The organism is Croceitalea dokdonensis DOKDO 023 (genome assembly GCF_001306415.1).
Classification (GTDB): domain Bacteria; phylum Bacteroidota; class Bacteroidia; order Flavobacteriales; family Flavobacteriaceae; genus Croceitalea; species Croceitalea dokdonensis.
In genome coordinates this window covers 440,017-457,017 of the sequence record NZ_LDJX01000001.1, presented here as the reverse complement: position 1 = coordinate 457,017, position 17,001 = coordinate 440,017, and the positions used below count along the sequence as shown (strand labels likewise).

General features: G+C 42.4%; 13 protein-coding genes. 4 read left to right on the top strand and 9 right to left on the bottom strand.

Translation table 11 applies throughout. The annotated features are described in order from the left end of the window. Positions 1–55 precede the first annotated feature (55 nt). The 4 genes from I595_RS01940 to uvrA form a co-directional block, all read right to left on the bottom strand. On the bottom strand, positions 56–2,467 hold the full coding sequence (locus I595_RS01940) for an alpha-ketoacid dehydrogenase subunit alpha/beta (protein ID WP_054557700.1): 2,412 nt from the start codon (positions 2,465–2,467) through the stop codon (positions 56–58). A 157-nt stretch (positions 2,468–2,624) separates the two neighbouring features. Beyond that, positions 2,625–5,480, bottom strand: a complete 2,856-nt coding sequence (locus tag I595_RS01935; protein WP_054557699.1) for a gluzincin family metallopeptidase — start codon at positions 5,478–5,480, stop codon at positions 2,625–2,627. A gap of 2 nt (positions 5,481–5,482) precedes the next feature. After that, the gene (locus I595_RS01930; protein WP_054557698.1) at positions 5,483–6,169 is read right to left on the bottom strand and encodes an LOG family protein; all 687 of its coding nucleotides are present in this window, start codon (positions 6,167–6,169) and stop codon (positions 5,483–5,485) included. Between the two features lie 4 nt (positions 6,170–6,173). Then, positions 6,174–9,035 (bottom strand): excinuclease ABC subunit UvrA, encoded by a 2,862-nt coding sequence (uvrA, locus tag I595_RS01925; protein WP_054557697.1) that lies wholly within the window; start codon positions 9,033–9,035, stop codon positions 6,174–6,176. 292 nt (positions 9,036–9,327) lie between these two features. On the opposite strand from uvrA, the gene I595_RS01920 reads away from it, so the two are divergent. After that, entirely contained in the window at positions 9,328–9,852 is a 525-nt protein-coding gene (locus I595_RS01920) for a hypothetical protein (protein WP_054557696.1), read from the top strand. 211 nt (positions 9,853–10,063) lie between these two features. Further along, a complete protein-coding gene (gene deoC / locus I595_RS01915; RefSeq protein ID WP_054557695.1) occupies positions 10,064–10,708 on the top strand; it encodes a deoxyribose-phosphate aldolase in 645 nt (214 codons plus the stop codon). A gap of 258 nt (positions 10,709–10,966) precedes the next feature. Here deoC and I595_RS01910 read toward each other — a convergent pair whose 3' ends face one another. From I595_RS01910 to I595_RS01905, 3 genes are read right to left on the bottom strand one after another with little or no spacing between them, the layout of a single operon-like run. Further along, entirely contained in the window at positions 10,967–11,743 is a 777-nt protein-coding gene (locus I595_RS01910) for a TIGR03915 family putative DNA repair protein (RefSeq protein WP_054557694.1), read from the bottom strand. A 10-nt stretch (positions 11,744–11,753) separates the two neighbouring features. Further along, entirely contained in the window at positions 11,754–11,906 is a 153-nt protein-coding gene (locus I595_RS17290; RefSeq protein WP_157449624.1) for a hypothetical protein, read from the bottom strand. A 51-nt stretch (positions 11,907–11,957) separates the two neighbouring features. After that, on the bottom strand, positions 11,958–13,220 hold the full coding sequence (locus tag I595_RS01905; RefSeq protein WP_054557693.1) for a putative DNA modification/repair radical SAM protein: 1,263 nt from the start codon (positions 13,218–13,220) through the stop codon (positions 11,958–11,960). A gap of 175 nt (positions 13,221–13,395) precedes the next feature. On the opposite strand from I595_RS01905, the gene I595_RS01900 reads away from it, so the two are divergent. Then, positions 13,396–14,160: an XRE family transcriptional regulator gene (locus I595_RS01900; protein WP_054557692.1), complete on the top strand. Its 765-nt coding sequence runs from the start codon at positions 13,396–13,398 to the stop codon at positions 14,158–14,160. A gap of 2 nt (positions 14,161–14,162) precedes the next feature. Here the strand turns inward: I595_RS01900 and I595_RS01895 are convergent, their stop codons facing one another. Continuing rightward, positions 14,163–15,068 carry a DUF1338 domain-containing protein gene (locus tag I595_RS01895; RefSeq protein WP_054557691.1) on the bottom strand — a complete coding sequence of 302 codons (906 nt, stop codon included), beginning with the start codon at positions 15,066–15,068 and terminating at the stop codon, positions 14,163–14,165. 80 nt (positions 15,069–15,148) lie between these two features. Between I595_RS01895 and I595_RS01890 the strand changes: the two genes are divergently transcribed. Next, positions 15,149–16,228, top strand: coding sequence for a transporter substrate-binding domain-containing protein (locus tag I595_RS01890; RefSeq protein WP_054557690.1), 1,080 nt, complete (start codon positions 15,149–15,151; stop codon positions 16,226–16,228). Here I595_RS01890 and I595_RS01885 read toward each other — a convergent pair. Beyond that, positions 16,225–16,926 carry a hypothetical protein gene (locus I595_RS01885; RefSeq protein ID WP_054557689.1) on the bottom strand — a complete coding sequence of 234 codons (702 nt, stop codon included), beginning with the start codon at positions 16,924–16,926 and terminating at the stop codon, positions 16,225–16,227. The genes I595_RS01890 and I595_RS01885 overlap by 4 nt on opposite strands. Positions 16,927–17,001 lie beyond the last annotated feature (75 nt).

The following is a 17,001-nucleotide window of genomic DNA, read 5'->3' as shown; positions in this document are numbered from 1 at the left end:
AAGCCAATATTTAGCTTCTACACCTGCCTTCCGGTAGATAGCTGCATTTTATACCCTAACGCAATTCAGGGTACGTTTCCGGGTTGGACTCATGCATGATGTCATAAATTTTCTCAAAAATATCCTCCTCACTGGGTTTGGAGAAATAATCACCATCGGTGGCATATGCCGGTCTATGCGGTTTTGCCGTTAAGGTTTGTGGTTCACTATCTAGATATTGGTAAGCCCCTTGCTTTTCTATGATTTCCTGCATTAAATAAGAGGAGCAGCCACCGGGAACATCCTCATCAATGATGAGCAGCCTATTGGTTTTTTGTACACTTTTTACCACGTCATGGTTAATATCAAACGGGAGAAGACTTTGGGCATCAATTACCTCAACGTCAATGCCCACCTGTTGTAGTTCCTTGGCCACTTGGGTCACCAATCTTAAGGTAGACCCATAGGATAATACCGTAATGTCCGTTCCTGGTTTTATGGTTTCTACAACACCAATAGGCGTGCAAAATTCGCCTAGATTCTGCGGTTTACGTTCTTTAAGCCTATATCCATTAAGACTTTCTATCACCAATGCGGGTTCATGGCTTTTCATTAAACTATTGTAAAAACCAGCGGCTTGCGTCATGTTTCGGGGTGCCAAAATATACATTCCCCTTAAAAAATGAATGAGTCCACCCATTTGGGAACCAGAATGCCAGATACCTTCTAAACGATGCCCCCTTGTTCTAATGATCAAGGGCGCTATTTGTTTGCCAACGGTACGGTATCGTAAGGTGGCAAGGTCATCGCTTAAGGTTTGTAATCCGTACATGATATAATCCAAATACTGAATTTCTGCAATGGGCCTAAGTCCGCGCATGGCCAATCCTATACCTTGGCCAACAATGGTTGCCTCCCGAATGCCCGTATCTGCAATACGCAGCTCACCATATTTTTCTTGTAATCCTTCCAAACCTTGGTTTACATCACCAATGTTTCCGGTGTCCTCGCCAAAAATTAATGCTTCGGGATATTTTTCAAAGAGTTTGTCAAAGTTATCCCGTAAAATCATCCTACCATCTACCATTGCTGCATCATCCAAATAGGTAGGCTTCACCATAGGTATGGAGATGGCATTATTATCTTGTGTACTGTAAAGCTCAGAGCTGTATTTTTGCTGGCTATTGGCCATAAACGTGTTCACCCATTGTTGTAGGGCCTGCTTTTCTGGGGAATCTTCTCCAATGACATAGCGTAACGCCTTTCTACCGTTAGCCGCTAAATCCCGTTTTATTGGTTCTTCTATCGAAATAAGGTCATTCATGATTTTGGTCACAAACACCCGGTTTGGAGTAGCAGCAGCAAGTTTGGACAGCAGTTGTACCAGTTCTGTCTTATGTTTTCTATGTGGGGCAAGAAATTCTGTCCACGCCTCTTTTTTTGCGTGCCGTACTTCTTGTTTGCATCCTTTTTCGATTTCTTTTAGCACTTCTTCCGTAGCAATGTTGTTGTCCAAAATCCATTCGCGGAATTTTTTATTGCAGTCGTGTTCCCGCTCCCATTCCAAACGCTCTGCACTTTTGTAACGTTCATGGGAACCAGAGGTTGAGTGCCCTTGTGGCTGGGTAAGTTCGGTGACATGGATAAGCACGGGAACATGTTTTTCCCTTGCGATGTCAGACGCATTTTCATAGGCATGGATAAGCGCCGTATAATCCCAACCCTTAACTTTAAAAATTTCGTAACCATCGTGCTTTTCGTCCCTTTGAAAACCTTTGAGCACTTCCGAAATATCGCTTTTGGTGGTGTGGTATTTGGCCGGTACGGAAATCCCATAAGCGTCATCCCAGACGCTAATCACCATGGGAACTTGCATTACCCCGGCAGCATTGAGGGCTTCAAAAAAGTGTCCTTCACTGGTACTGGCATTGCCTATAGTGCCCCAAGCTACTTCATTTCCATTGTTCGAAAATTTTGAGCTATCCATTCCATGGACATGACGGTATATTTTAGACGCCTGCGCCAATCCCAATAACCGGGGCATTTGTCCTGCGGTACACGAAATATCCGCGCTACTGTTTTTTTGTTTGATCAAGTCTTTCCAAGTGCCATCCTCATTAATACTATGGGTCACAAAATGACCGCCCATTTGCCTGCCGGCGCTCATAGGCTCCTTTTCTATATCCGTGGTAGCGTAGAGTCCGTGAAAAAACCCCTTTGGATTTAAATGGCCAAGCGCCATCATAAAGGTTTGGTCCCGATAATAGCCACTTCTAAAATCCCCATTCTGGAATGCCCTGGCCATAGCAAGTTGCGGTAATTCCTTTCCATCGCCAAAAATGCCAAATTTGGCCTTGCCCGTAAGTACTTCCCGACGCCCCAATAAGCTACATTCCCTGCTCATGACCGCAACCCGATAATCATTTAAGATTTGGGATTGAAAGTCATCAAACGAAATTTCGCTGTTTTGCTTGGCGTCTGTCTTCATACGTACCTGAAATTTATTGCAAAATTAAGAAAAAACAGTGGGTTAGTTCTCTATGTTTAACTTGATTTTGTTTAATAAATCATAAAAAAACATGTTTATAAACTGTAATATTAAAAAATAACGAACTAAAAAGTGGAATATTTTATTAATATGATAATTAAAACCACCTTCTGGTAAAAAGCCCAGTCAAGGTTTTGGGACTAATGGTGACGATAAAACGTACACGTTCCAAATAGTCGGGCTGTGCAATTTCCCAACCATTATTGGAATAGACGGGAAAATATAGTTCAAAATAATCCGTGACCAAATTAAGGCGTACCCCCGAGTCATACACAAAGCGAGCGCTTTCCCCCTTATCCCCAATGAACCCAATATCTCCGTAAAGCTCCATCCAGCGCCAAATATTAAAACTCGCATTGGTGGTGGCAATCCAGTCGCTTCCAAATTGGTCTTCGAACTGGGATTTAAACCCGCCTTCCGCAATGATGATTTGCTGACTGACCAAGCCAGATTCTTCCGAACGTCCCAAGTAACCTAAATCAAACATATAGTCTGTAGGGCGATCAAGGGCAAAGCTGAAAAAATCAGAGTTGGTATCGTTTCGTAAAAATTTGCCCGCATAAAACCTCAGGTTCAACTGCCGGTTGCTTTCATAGAGTTTACGGTATTCCAACTGCATGGAAAGTTTGGTAAATTCGCTGGAATGCTGAAAATCAACAGAGGATGATTTAAAATCTATCAAACTGTTGTCCACGCTGCTAAAGCGGGCATTGAACACGCTATAGTCCGGATTGTTTTCCAAGTCTAGGTCTATGGTATTATCATTTAAGACCGTTTCATCAATGTTTCTAAAAACGTTACGGTGGCGTAACAATAAAAACTGTCTTTTATTGGACCGTAGGTCTTTTGGCCGCCAACCAAAACTTATGGAAGGGGTTAGGGTAGAAAACCTACTATTGGTTTGAAAATGACTGGTTCCGCCCCTAATGCTATAGTTGGACACGAATAGGGAGCCCTTTTCATGGTACTTTCTATATCGGGCACTGGCACCGCCCACAATAGTGCGTTCCAAAAAGGAATATTGCGGGTTAACGTCAAACGTAAAGGGCCTTTCCAGAAAGGTTTTATTGTAAAGCCTTAGGCCCGGTGTAATACCGTCATAGATATTAAAGTTGGCAATGGGCACGTAGAACACCTGATTGTAATAAGGGTCTTCCGTATCCCTAAAAAAAGTAAACTTCAGTTTCTTATTACTGGCAAGAAACCCATCTAAGGTTTTCCAATTGTCCCTTTGATTAAATTCTGGAATTTTTTGGTCGTAGTTCAACACCAGCCGGTCTTCCCCGTTCCTAGGAATGGTCACGGTTTTGGTACTATCAATATCCGTAAGCCAGTATTTGGAGATGACTGTATCATTCCGCAGCCCAAATAATGAGATGGGCACATTGGTGCCCCTTTTATTTTTTAAGGTAAAAGTGATGGCGTCCTCTGTTTTTTTGAGTTTTTTTATTTTAAAGTCAATTTTTTTTCTGGTGGACACATACTCGTCAAAAAACCAATCTATCTCTGTATCGGAACATTGTTGCAGGACTTGCTTAAAGTCGGCAACCTTGGTTTTGGGTTGGAGCTGGTGCACTTTGTAAAAATCAATGATCGTACTATCTACGCGTTCGGTTCCCAAAAAATCTGCCAAGTAGGAAAGCCCAAGGCCTGCTTTGTAAGGGTTGGCTATGCGTTGGTTTAAAATGGTGAGCGAATCGTTGGATGTGGACAAGGCTTGGTCAATATTACTTCTGGAAGGCAACATCTGGAGGAGGTTATACTGCTCATTAAAATCCATTTTAGCCAGATGAAAACCACGTACTCCCCAAATATTGGACAGTTTGCCTATGAGTCTTTGATCGGGATAATACTGCTCTACATACTTTATGGCCAAATAGTTGGCAATGGCATCATTTACCCATCTTTCCTTTCTGCGATCAAAGTACAAGGTTTCCCTTAAATAGGCATTGAGGGCGGTCTTGAGGAACATCATTTCAAACTGGAAACGCTCCTCATACGGCCTTATAAATGAAGGGAGTTGGTTTAATCCATACAAGGGATTTTTGTTATAGGCAATGTTGCTTACCAGAAGGTTATCATGTGGATACTCTCCCAGATAGGCTTGTAAAAACTCTGCCACCGTTGTTATGGAAATCCCTTGGCGAATCTCATCATACCTAGCGGCCTCTAAATCTGTGGTAACCGTTAAAGAAGGGGTAACATGTTTGGTAAATACTTTTTCTGGGGTAAGGATAATGGTGCAGTTTTTCCTATTGTTTCCAACAAAGAAAGCTTCTTGGCCAACGGAAAAATTGGTAAACCGTTTGGTTCCAAAATTTGATGCCGGGTACAATCCAGTCGGAAATTTTATCTGTACTTCGGTATCTGCCACACCGGTATATAAATCTTCTAGGCCTTTATTGGAATATAACTTCCATTCGCCATCAAAAACCGCGGGACTTAGATACCAATCTTTTAAATAATAGCTACCGTCCGCAGCATAACCGTATTTGGTAAACTTATCATCTGGAAGTTGCAGGGTATAAGTAAAGAACAAGGTAACGCTTTGCCCTGGCTCCAGGGGTTCGGACAGGGCTATTTTAATAATATCCTGTCCCTTGGTGCGCTCCCATTCCAAACCAAGGTAATTTTTGTCCACAATGGTTTTAATGATGGTAAAGCCACGCTCCCTATTTTTTGCCAAATGAAGGCTCCTGTCAAAATCTTCCCCAAAATGTTTGGATAAGGGAGTGGTATTGTTGGCGTAGGCGTTGTTCCAATCATTAAAATAAAGATGTGTCAACGTGCTTTCCGAAGAATTCACATACGTAAATTCCTGTTTTATAGCGATTTGATGGGATTCACCGTCCAGGTTGGCCACTACTTTATTAATGTGCTGTGCGCTCACATTTGCGAGAAAAAGCAAAAGCAAGGGCAAGAGTGGACTAATGGTACCCGGTTTTAGTAACATGATTAAAAATTAGGACTCATGGTATGTCCTTTATAAAAGCCATCAATAATATCAACCACTTCTTCTTTGGTTTCCACTACGTGAAGTAAATCTAGGTCTTCTGGACTAATGTTTCCAGCCTCCAACATGGTATTCCTTATCCAGTCCACAAGTCCACCCCAAAATTCCTTTCCAACCAAAATAATGGGAAAGCGGCCAATTTTATGGGTTTGTATCAAGGTCATGGCCTCAAACAGTTCGTCCAAGGTTCCAAAACCTCCGGGCATAACCACAAAGCCCTGCGAATATTTCACGAACATGACCTTACGGACAAAGAAATAATCAAAGTCCAAACTCTTGTCCGGGTCAATAAAAGGATTGTCATGCTGCTCAAAGGGCAGGTCTATATTAAGGCCAACAGAAGTGCCGCCAGCTTTGTTTGCTCCCTTATTCCCAGCTTCCATGATTCCAGGCCCACCTCCGGTAATAACCCCATATCCGGCATTGGCAATGGCCTCGGCAACAGTAACGGCGAGCTCATAATATTTTTCTCCAGGTTTTGTACGGGCAGAGCCAAAAATGGAAACGCATGGCCCAATGGCGCTCATACGTTCAAAACCATTGACAAATTCGCCCATGATTTTAAAAATGGCCCAAGAGTCATTTGTTTTTATTTCGTTCCAACCTTTGGGATGCTGTTCTTTTCTCATGGTATTAAAATGCTTTTGCCAAATTTTCCTTGGCCTGTTCTAATTCGTTCCTTAAAAATTTGGCGGTATAGCTTTTGGTATCCTTGGACACTTGTTCCGGCGTTCCTTTTGCCACGACCATTCCGCCTCCGCGGCCACCTTCATAGCCAATATCAATAATATGATCCACCATTTTAATGACATCCATATTGTGTTCTATGACCAAAACGGTATTGCCTTTGTCCACTAATTTGTCCAAAACTTCCATTAAGACCCTAATATCCTCAAAATGTAGTCCCGTTGTGGGTTCGTCCAAGATATAAAAGGTATTGCCCGTATCCCGTTTTGATAGCTCAGTTGCCAACTTTACCCGTTGTGCTTCCCCACCGGACAGTGTGGTTGATTGCTGCCCTAGGGATATGTAGCCCAAGCCCACATCAACTATGGTTTTAAGTTTCCGATGTATTTTTGGGATATTTTCAAAAAAACCGACGGCTTCATCCATGGTCATCTCCAACACGTCTGCAATGGACTTTCCTTTGTACCTAATTTCCAAAGTCTCCCTATTAAAACGTTTTCCGTTGCAGGTTTCGCACTCCACAAAAACATCGGGCAGAAAATTCATTTCTATCACCTTTAAGCCGCCACCTTGGCAAGTTTCACACCGCCCACCTTGCACGTTAAAACTAAACCTTCCCGGTTTGTACCCCCGAATGGTGGCTTCCGTGGTTTTTGAGAAAAGTGAACGTATTTCACTAAAGACCCCGGTGTAGGTCGCAGGATTGGACCTAGGTGTTCTGCCAATGGGAGATTGGTTAATATCTATGACCTTGTCAATATGTTCCAACCCTTTAATCTTTTTATAGGGCATGGGGGTTTTTACACCGTTAAAATAGTGTGCGTTCATAATAGGGTAGAGGGTCTCATTGATCAGGGTAGACTTTCCACTACCGGATACCCCCGTAACCCCAATCATTTTTCCCAACGGAAATTCTACGGTAACATTCTTAAGGTTATTTCCCGTGCAACCGGACAAGACCAATTTTTTTCCCGTCCCTTTTCTACGGTTTTCTGGCACCCGTATCCCTTTGGCCCCTGAAATATAGTCCGCCGTAAGCGTTTGATGCGAGACTAACTCACCGGGCGGACCTTGGGAGATGATCTCACCACCGTGTTTTCCCGCCCGGGGACCTATGTCTATGACATGGTCCGCAGCCTCTATCATATCCCGGTCATGTTCTACCACAATTACGGAATTGCCAATATCCCTCAAGGATGCCAAAGATTGTATCAACCGCTCGTTGTCCCTTTGGTGTAGGCCAATGCTAGGTTCGTCCAAAATATAAAGTACACCTACCAATTGTGAGCCAATCTGTGTCGCCAAGCGTATGCGTTGGGCCTCACCTCCAGACAGTGATTTTGAACTTCTGTTCAGAGAGAGGTAATCTAGGCCTACATCCAGTAAGAATTGGATTCTTGTGCGTATTTCCTTTACTATTTCCTCAGCAATCTTCTTTTGGTTGCCTTCCATTTTTTGCTCAAAATGTGCGAAGAAGTTGGCCAATTCCGCAATGTCCATATGGGCCAGTTCCGCAATATTTTTGCCATCAATTTTAAAATACAGCGATTCTTTTCTAAGCCTTGCCCCATGGCAATTAGGACACGTCACCTTATCCATGTATTCTTTGGCCCAACGTTTAATGGAGGTGCTGTTGGCCTCTTGGAACTGTGATTTTATGAAATTGGAGATACCTTCATAATCGATGCGATACTCCCGTTTAACACCCAATGTTTTAGAGTTGACCGAAAAGCTCTCCTTCCCGCCGTTGAGAATGACATTGAGTCCCTCATCAGAAATCTGGGCAATGGTACTGTCCATGGAAAAACCATAGCGTTGACCAATGGTTTCCAGCTGTTTAAAGGCCCAGGACTTTTTGTAGGCTCCCAAAGGGGCGATGCCTCCCGCCCTTATGGATACTTTTTTGTTAGGAAATATTTTGTTTTCGTTCACTTCGTACACATGTCCTAGACCGTTACAAGAGGGACACATACCTTTGGGTGAATTAAATGAAAAGGTATTGGGTTCTGGGGTGGGATAGGAGATGCCGGAGGATGGGCACATGAGGTCTCGGCTAAAGTACCTGGGGGTTTTCTTTCCTTCCTCCAAAACCATAAGGACATTGTCACCGCTGTACATGGCAGTGTTTATGGTTTCTGATAAACGTTTGTCAAAATCTTGACCTTGACCCACTTTAAGGCGATCAATGACAATCTCAATATCATGCGTCTTGTAGCGGTCTACCTTCATTCCTTTGGTAATGTCCACGATGGCCCCGTCCACACGCACCTTTACAAAGCCCTGTTTGCCAATTTGTTCAAAAAGTTCGCGGTAATGCCCCTTTCGTGATTTGACTATTGGAGCCAGAACACTGATTTTCTTTCCATCGTAAGCTTCAACGATCAAACGTTTGATTTGTTCATCGCTGTAGCTGACCATCATTTCGCCAGTATTGAAGCTGTAGGCATCTCCAGCCCGGGCAAATAATAGCCGCAAAAAATCGTAAACCTCCGTAATGGTCCCAACGGTGGAGCGTGGGGATTTTGAGGTGGTCTTCTGTTCTATGGCGATTACCGGGGACAGCCCATCTATCTTATCCACATCTGGCCGTTCCAAACCGCCTAAAAACTGTCTGGCATAAGCAGAAAAGGTTTCTATATATCTACGCTGCCCCTCTGCATAAATGGTATCGAATGCCAAAGATGATTTACCACTGCCCGAAAGCCCCGTAATGACAACAAGCTTTTCACGAGGGATGGTAACATCAATATTTTTTAGATTGTGCACACGAGCGCCGCGTACCTCAATATTTTCTTCGTAGTTGATCATAGCACAAGCGGTAAAAATAAACAAACCGATGCTAAATATGAAGCAGACCCTTGCTTGAATTTAATTCGTACTCTTTATTCTTTGGTCGATGCAACAGATTGAACGGTAAGGGCCCTAGCCTTTCCACCCGATTTTTTCCCTAAAGGAAAACCCCGATATTGAGCACAATCCGTTTTAATGCAAAATCTTATTCTATCTGCACTAAAGCGTTTTATGGTATTTTTTTAAAACTGAATTGGCTTTTAAACACGAGTAGGGTATTTTTGATTTTGAAAATAGCAGAACAAAAAATATGAAATTATTAGGAATAGGCTCTAGAATAGACCACCCAGAATTTGGCAAAGGGGTAGTCACCAACGTATCCTCCGCGCATTATTGGGTCACGTTTTTAGAGTATGGGCTGGAAACTGTTTCCATCGATGCAGAATTTGAAGTCATAGAAGCACTCCAAGACGATGTGGATAGCGTTAGTTTTTTTGATGTAGAACGATCGCTGGTTAAAATTCTTGAAAAGTGGAGCGACACCCATGAAAAAGTGGCCTTGGCAGAAAAGTGGCGCGGCGGCAAATTGATACTGGAACCCGGAGACTCTGGAGCTGCCAAGGAAATGCCCATAGCTACCTTTTTCCATAAAATTGTAATGGTGCGTGATAGAATTCGGGTGATGGAACAAAAAATTAATAGCAGTAAAAATTTGGACGACCAAGAAAAAGTAGACCTTCAGCAATACATAACCCGTATTTATGGATCATTAACCAGTTTTAATGTACTGTTCAAGGCAAAGGGAGACCATTTCGTTGGAGAACGAAGCAAATAACACATGGTTGTTGCCATGGGTCCACGATGGCCATCCCATGTGGCAAATTGGGAAATACAACTGGAAATTTCTATGCGAAAGCACTTTTTTAAGTGGCAAAAAATAAGCGGATAAGAATATAACGACATTGGTTTATCTGGAAACTATGGGGGCCATTGGCAATATACCTCGTGTAAGTGTTACTTTTTTAAATGCTTAAATTTCCTTCAGTATGAATGACCTCACCAAATATATAGACCATACCAACCTAAGCCCCAAGGCCACTACTGCGGATATTGAAAAGTTGTGTTCGGAGGCTAAGCGTTTTGGTTTTGCCGCAGTTTGTGTTAACGGCTGTTACAGTGCCTTGGCAAGCAAGTTGCTAAGTGGTTCTAACGTACGGATTGCAACGGTGATTGGTTTTCCCTTGGGTGCCATGACTACGGATACCAAAGTGTTTGAAGCCAAAAATGCGGTTGTTAATGGTGCGGATGAAATAGATATGGTCATCAATTTGGGCTGGTTAAAAAGTGGCAAGCATCATTGGGTAAAAACCGAAATTGGCGCCATTAAAAAAGGGATTGGCAAAAAGGTACTCAAGGTTATTTTGGAAACTTGTTATTTAACGGACCAAGAAAAACAAATTGCCTGCAAGCTTGCTGTGGAAGCCGGTGCAGACTATGTAAAAACGTCCACGGGATTTGGCCCAGCAGGTGCCACTATAGAAGACGTAGAATTAATGATAACTGCCGTACAGGGCAAAGCACTCGTTAAAGCAAGTGGTGGAATACGTGACAAAACAACAGCTTGGAAGTATATTGACCTAGGGGTAAAGAGAATAGGTACTTCATCGGGTCCACAATTGTTGAAATCATAATTTAACCCATTTTGCATTTTGATGTGTTTTGTCGATGAAAGCGAATTCTAGCAGGTTATAAAATAAAATTTGTACATGCTTGCTGGCAGGTCTAGATTCAGAATTTTAGGCTGTACACCGTTCTCCGTACTATGTTTTGGTTTCCAAAATGTAAACACCCCTAGAAGTGACGGATATAGCGCTAGCCATAATTGGCTAAAAAAAGGCTACAAGAATTTGGTAGTCTACCAAAAGCTATGGGATAATCCATACCAAGTATTACACCGCCTCTTTTTTTTCTGGCAAGTACTTCCAATAGCGTTTGGGAACATGTTGCACATGCAGTTTTCTATTGATTCTGGACGTGATATGGGTGCTTTTAAAATAACTGCTCCATAGGTCTTGGTATTGATATTCCCTTTGGGTGAACGCAGTGCTTTTTCCAGTTCGGTTATGATGTATTTCATGCAAATCCAAGGAAACCAATTCCACTCCTTCCAAGTTGTAAAAAATGCCATACTTGCGCCTAATATCATAAATTAACCAACGTTGGTCCGCATATCTATTTCTAAAGTGTTTGGAAATCAAGGGCAACACATCAAAATCTGGTTCAACATTGGCAAAATATACCTTGTCCTTGGTTAATTGAAACCTCACAAAGGCTTCCATACGGTGTTTTTCCCGACTTACTTTTCTTGCCAACTGTGAAAGATACAATACCGTTTCATCAGAAAAATCAGCGTGTTTCCTTTCTTTGGTGGCCATCAATTTTTGGATGTACCTATAGCACATGAACTCTACTCCATCAGTCTCACTTAAAAAAGCAAAATAAATGGTGTTTATAGCATTACAGCTTTTGGTCCGCACGCCAGACCATACGCGCTTGGCCTTTGCAACATTGGTGAAAATGGTCTCCGAGTCAGAGAATAGCCCGTTTTGGACCCGACCGTTTTTTTGAATATCGGCAACGGAAATTTTTTCATCAAAGGCATTAAAAACAGCGGTCAAAAAACCGTTGAAACTGCCGTCATAAATTAAGGTCTTTTTATTCATCATCGCGTTGAAATTATAGGTAATGGGAGGTAAGGGTTCTTTGTATCATCAAAAACGACTTTTTGGCGCGTATGCGGTAACCTACATAGTGATAACCTAGCGCCAACATGGCATTTCTGGTGCGTTCTAACATTGCTTTGGAGTTGTTGTTCCCTAATGTTTCCATCTTTTTAACTTTTTAAGTGAATAGTATATATTATCGACCATCATAAACCCCTTAGTTGAAAAGCGTTAGTTGATTGCTATGTTGGGTCCTGAACTTGCTCCTTGAATTTTGTAAAATTTTTCCCTTGATAGTTAAGCTATCTAAATTCGCCCTTTGCCAATGTCTGCTATCACATACTATAAAGTATTGGGCTCGGTTAAGGGCTATCCCTATTTTTTTAAGATGTTCCCAATTTAGTTTTCTAAACCTACGTGCTCCTATAATCTTGGAGACGGAACCCATGCCCACACCTGGGATTCTAGCCAACATACGTTTGTCCGCAGTATTTACATCTACCGGAAAATACTCCATGTTACGTAATGCCCAAGAGAGTTTGGGGTCAATCTCCATATCTAGATTGGGGTGTCTGTCGTTTACAATTTCGGTTACTTTAAAACCATAAAAGCGTAATAGCCAATCTGTTTGGTATAACCTATTTTCCCGCAATAATGGTACTTGGGACCCCATGGAGGGCAAGCGCTTATCTTCTGCAACCGGAACGTAACCAGAGTAGTACACCCGTTTCATATGGTATTGTTGGTAATAATGCGTGGCAGAAAACATAATGTCCTTGTCACTTTCCCCGGTGGCACCAATGATCATTTGGGTACTTTGACCTGCCGGAGCGTACTTTGGCGTACTTTTAATCCGTTTACGCTCACTGGCATAGCGGAGTAACTCCTGCTTTACCTTGCGCATGGGTTTGGTAAAGTCTTCATGCTTTTTGTCCGGTGCCAATAATTTTAGGCCAGAGATGGTGGGGACCTCTATATTGACCGATAAACGGTCTGCATACAATCCGGCCTCATGCATCAATTCATCGCTTGCTCCGGGAATGGATTTTAAATGAATATACCCATTGAAGTTTTCTTGGGTTCGTAACTTCTTGGCAACAGCTATCAAGCGTTCCATTGTATAATCAGGACTTTTAAATATTCCAGAACTTAAAAACAACCCCTCTATATAATTTCTGCGGTAAAAATTAATGGTAAGGTCTACTACTTCCTGTATTTTAAATGCGGCCCTTTTTATGTCATTGCTTTTACGGGTCACACAATAGGCACAATCAAATATGCAATAATTGGTCAGTAGTATTTTTAATAATGAAATACAGCGGCCATCTTCCGTATAACTATGGCAAATTCCCATACTGGTGCTGTCTCCCAACCCCTTTTTGGTGTTGGTTCGCTTGCTACCACTGCTAGAGCACGAGACATCGTATTTTGCGGCGTCTGCAAGGATATCCAATTTTTCTTTGATACGTTGATAGTTCATATTTGGAATAATTCCTATCAAAAATATGGAAATATTCCAATAAATGGAAATATTCCAAACTATTTTTGGATATAGTCCTAATAGTGTATCTTTGGGTTGTTCAGTGTACCACTTTGGTTGTACTGTCCCCTAAAAGACATAGCCACCAAGGCAGGAATGAAAATTAGAAATAGCGATGGAAAATGAATTGACGCTCAAACGCTTTATAGAAACTAGGCGGGATTTAGGGTATACGCAGGCAGAATTTGCGCAATTATTGGGGGTATCCAATACAACGGCGGATATTGAGCGTGGCCGTACCAAATTATCTGGCAAGGTGGTTACAGAGCTCTTAAAACAATTTAAGATAAATCCGCTTTGGCTGTTTGGTGAAAACGCCCCAAAACATTTGGAAACGTCTAATACCAGCGTTATTCCAAAGGTGGTCACCGTAGATAGTGCGGAAAATGAAAACATGGTCTTGGTCAATGCCAAGGCCGCAGCAGGTTATCCACAAAATATTGCGGATACTAGCTGGTACCAACAATTACCTGCGTTTGATATGCCTATACCAGAATTTAGGAATGCCACCTACCGTGGTTTTCAGGTGGAAGGGGATAGCATGTTGCCCAACCTTTCCCCGGGGGAGTGGGTATTGGCCCGCGCCATTGAACATATAGACCATGTAAGTGCCAATAAAATGTACGTGGTGGTGCTACAGGATTCCATCATGGTCAAGAAAATTGAAAAACGGCCCAATTCCAACAATATCACCTTAGTTTCTTTAAACGAGACCTATCCACCCTATGATATCAAACCTTTTCAGATTCAGGAAATATGGGAAGTTTCCAGTAAGCTTACCTTTAATGTGGATGCCACCACAGAGCGCGGGCTGTTACGACAGCTCCAAGAGTCCATGGAGGAGTTGAAACGACAGGTAGGTCAAGGGAAGGTGACCTAAAATTACTGTTGGGTCTGCTCTTTATAGGTGCTTTCAAATATTTTATCCGCATTGTTGGCCTCAAAACCCTCCCTTAAATGAATGGGCTTTAGTTGGTCCTTTGGTAGTTTGGAAAACTGGGGCAGGGGAGAACGCTCTGCAAATTCCACATAACTTCCGGCAATTTTCATACGTTCGTTATGGGCAAACGTAGCGGTAATCATTTTAGCAATAGAACTGGTTTGCCTTAACAATCCATCTGCGCTGGTTTTAATTTTGCCACCAGAGGTATTCAATTTAATGCCGTTATCCTCTAAAAATTCATTAAAGGCTTCCAGTTTACCATAGGGCTCCGGTAAGGCGTGAACGCTGATGGTATAGTGGTTTAGGTAATACCGATTGTAAATGACCCAAGCTGCGTATTCACTTTCTTCCGCCAAGGTATTAAACTCCTCTTTTGTCGGCACCTGCCATAGCGGACGGTAAAAGAAATCCCCAACTGTTTTAGGATGGTCAAAATCCAAGGAATCCACCGGGTCCTTACCAATGCCACTGGTGTATTTATAAATAATTTCCTGTGTTTGTTGGGATAGTTCCCCAACCCGTAGCTCACTGATAAATATCCTAGGATACTTTGGCGATGGTGGGGCGTACCAAAAGGCATCCAATTTTTTTTCCGGGAAATCATAAGCATCCCTTCGCTCATATCCATAGGCTAAAAAAATCTTTTCCAGAGAGGCAATCCCTAAATTGGGCACGCCCAAGGTCCTAAAGGCAATGTGATCATTTATGATGTCATCTTCATTGGCTATCATGCTTTTTGAGACCATGGCGCTGACAATAAGGCCTACATCCGGCACATTGTTTTTATAGGGTTCAAACAGGGCCTTAAGAATATGGTCCAGTGGTGTACTTGCATTAAAGTTCATAAGTTATAGTCCTTAGATTACGGCCTTCAAAATTAATGGTATATTTTAGACATTAGGCCTTATAAAACTAAAAACGACCCATGAAGAAAAAACGTGTGTTAGTTACCCTTTTTATCGTTGCCTGTTTCACCATGGCATTTTCCCGGGGGAAAACGGATACCCTAAGGGTTGCATACACCCCTGCTGCCCCTTTTGTCATAGCGGAAAATGAGCTTTTAGAGGGTATAAATCTATGGCTTTGGCAGCGGGTGGCAGAAGACCTTCATCTAGAATACACCTTGGAGCCCATGGAATTTTCCAGTATGCTCAATGCGCTAAAACGTGGCGAAATAGACGTATCCATTAACCCGCTGACGATAACCGGGGAACGTAGCAGGGAAATGGAGTTTACCCATTCTTTTTTTGCGTCACATTCTACCATTGCCATTACGGAAAAATCCTCCCTAGAGAAAGTGAAACAGTTTTTTGGTGCGTTCTTTCACATAAATTTTTTAAGAGGGTTTGTTCTGCTATTCGTTATTCTGCTGTTTTTCGGTAGTCTGACTTGGTTGGCGGAACACAAAAGGAATCCCAATGATTTTAGACCGGGTATTCGTGGGGTTTGGGATGGTCTTTGGTGGGCGATGGTTACTTTATCCACTGTGGGATACGGAGATAAGTCACCAAAAAGCAGATTGGGAAAGATAGCTGCCCTAGGGCTTATGTTCTGTGGGTTACTATTTGTTTCTGGGCTCACCGCAAGTATAGCATCTAGTTTAACGGTTGATCAGTTGGAGAGCAGCCAAGGTGATTTTAACACCTATAAAAAAAGAAAAGTGGGTACGGTCAAAGACTCGGAAGCGGAAAGCTTTTTACAAGCACGGTTTTTTAAAGATATCAGTACCTACGATCGAGTTTTACCGGGCTTAATGGATTTAGAAAAAAGCAAGCTCGATGCCTTTATCTACGATGAACCAATTTTACGGTACATCATTCAAAAAAATACAGACTTACATACCTTGGACATTCTGCCGCAAAAGTTTGATGTACAGTTCTATGCCTTTGGAATCCGAAAGGACGCCATTTCCTTGGAACAACAAATTTCCCAGCGCATATTGGAGATTACGGAGAGCCAAGAATGGCAGATTGTGTTGAGCGAATACGGTCTGTCAGAGTTTTAAGGATATCCGCGAACCTCACCCATACTTAGTGTCATGGGACCTAATTGGTGACTTTTTGGCAAAAACGCCCCACTTTCCATTACCTGCCAATCGTCCCAAGTAGCTTCCAATCCCCCAATGGGCACTATTTTTACCCACATCTTAAAACTATTTGGAAACCCATTATCGTTCAACAACCAGAGATAACTGTCCCCTGGGGTATCTCCACCAGTGGTATAGGTCACGAGCAGTGCTTTACTGCCGTCCTCCAAGCGTACCGTACTGCGTTTTGTTCCGGCGTCAAAAACCTTGTAGGGCGCAACCAGCCAGAAAGAATCGTTGTTAAAGCTGGAAACCGCTTTTTTTACGAGTTCCTCTTTCTTAGTACCTGTAACTTTGTTGGTATTGACCGTCACCAAACTTGCCGCGGGGTTGTTCTGGTCAAACTCCACAATAGTATTGTCCCAAGTAACTTTCACCCTTCCTGTTTTTTTGTCCCAAACATAACTATAAGCCCCATTTCTAAAGGACCATTCCAAGAATTGTGTTTTTTTGTAAGCCTCATAATTTAGGGCTTTCAGCATTTTTTTGGCCAGTACATCTGCCTCTACGCCGGTTTTTCCCGTCGGTAACGGCTCAGAAATCACAAGAACGGCAATAACCGCTACAACAACCAATGATCCAATAACCAAGGCCAATATTTTTAAAAACTTTTTCATGTGAAAGTATCAGTGTTTGTTTAAATAGGTTTGCATGTCCCGCTCTTTAAGGTATGTAAAAAATTCGTTATCCCG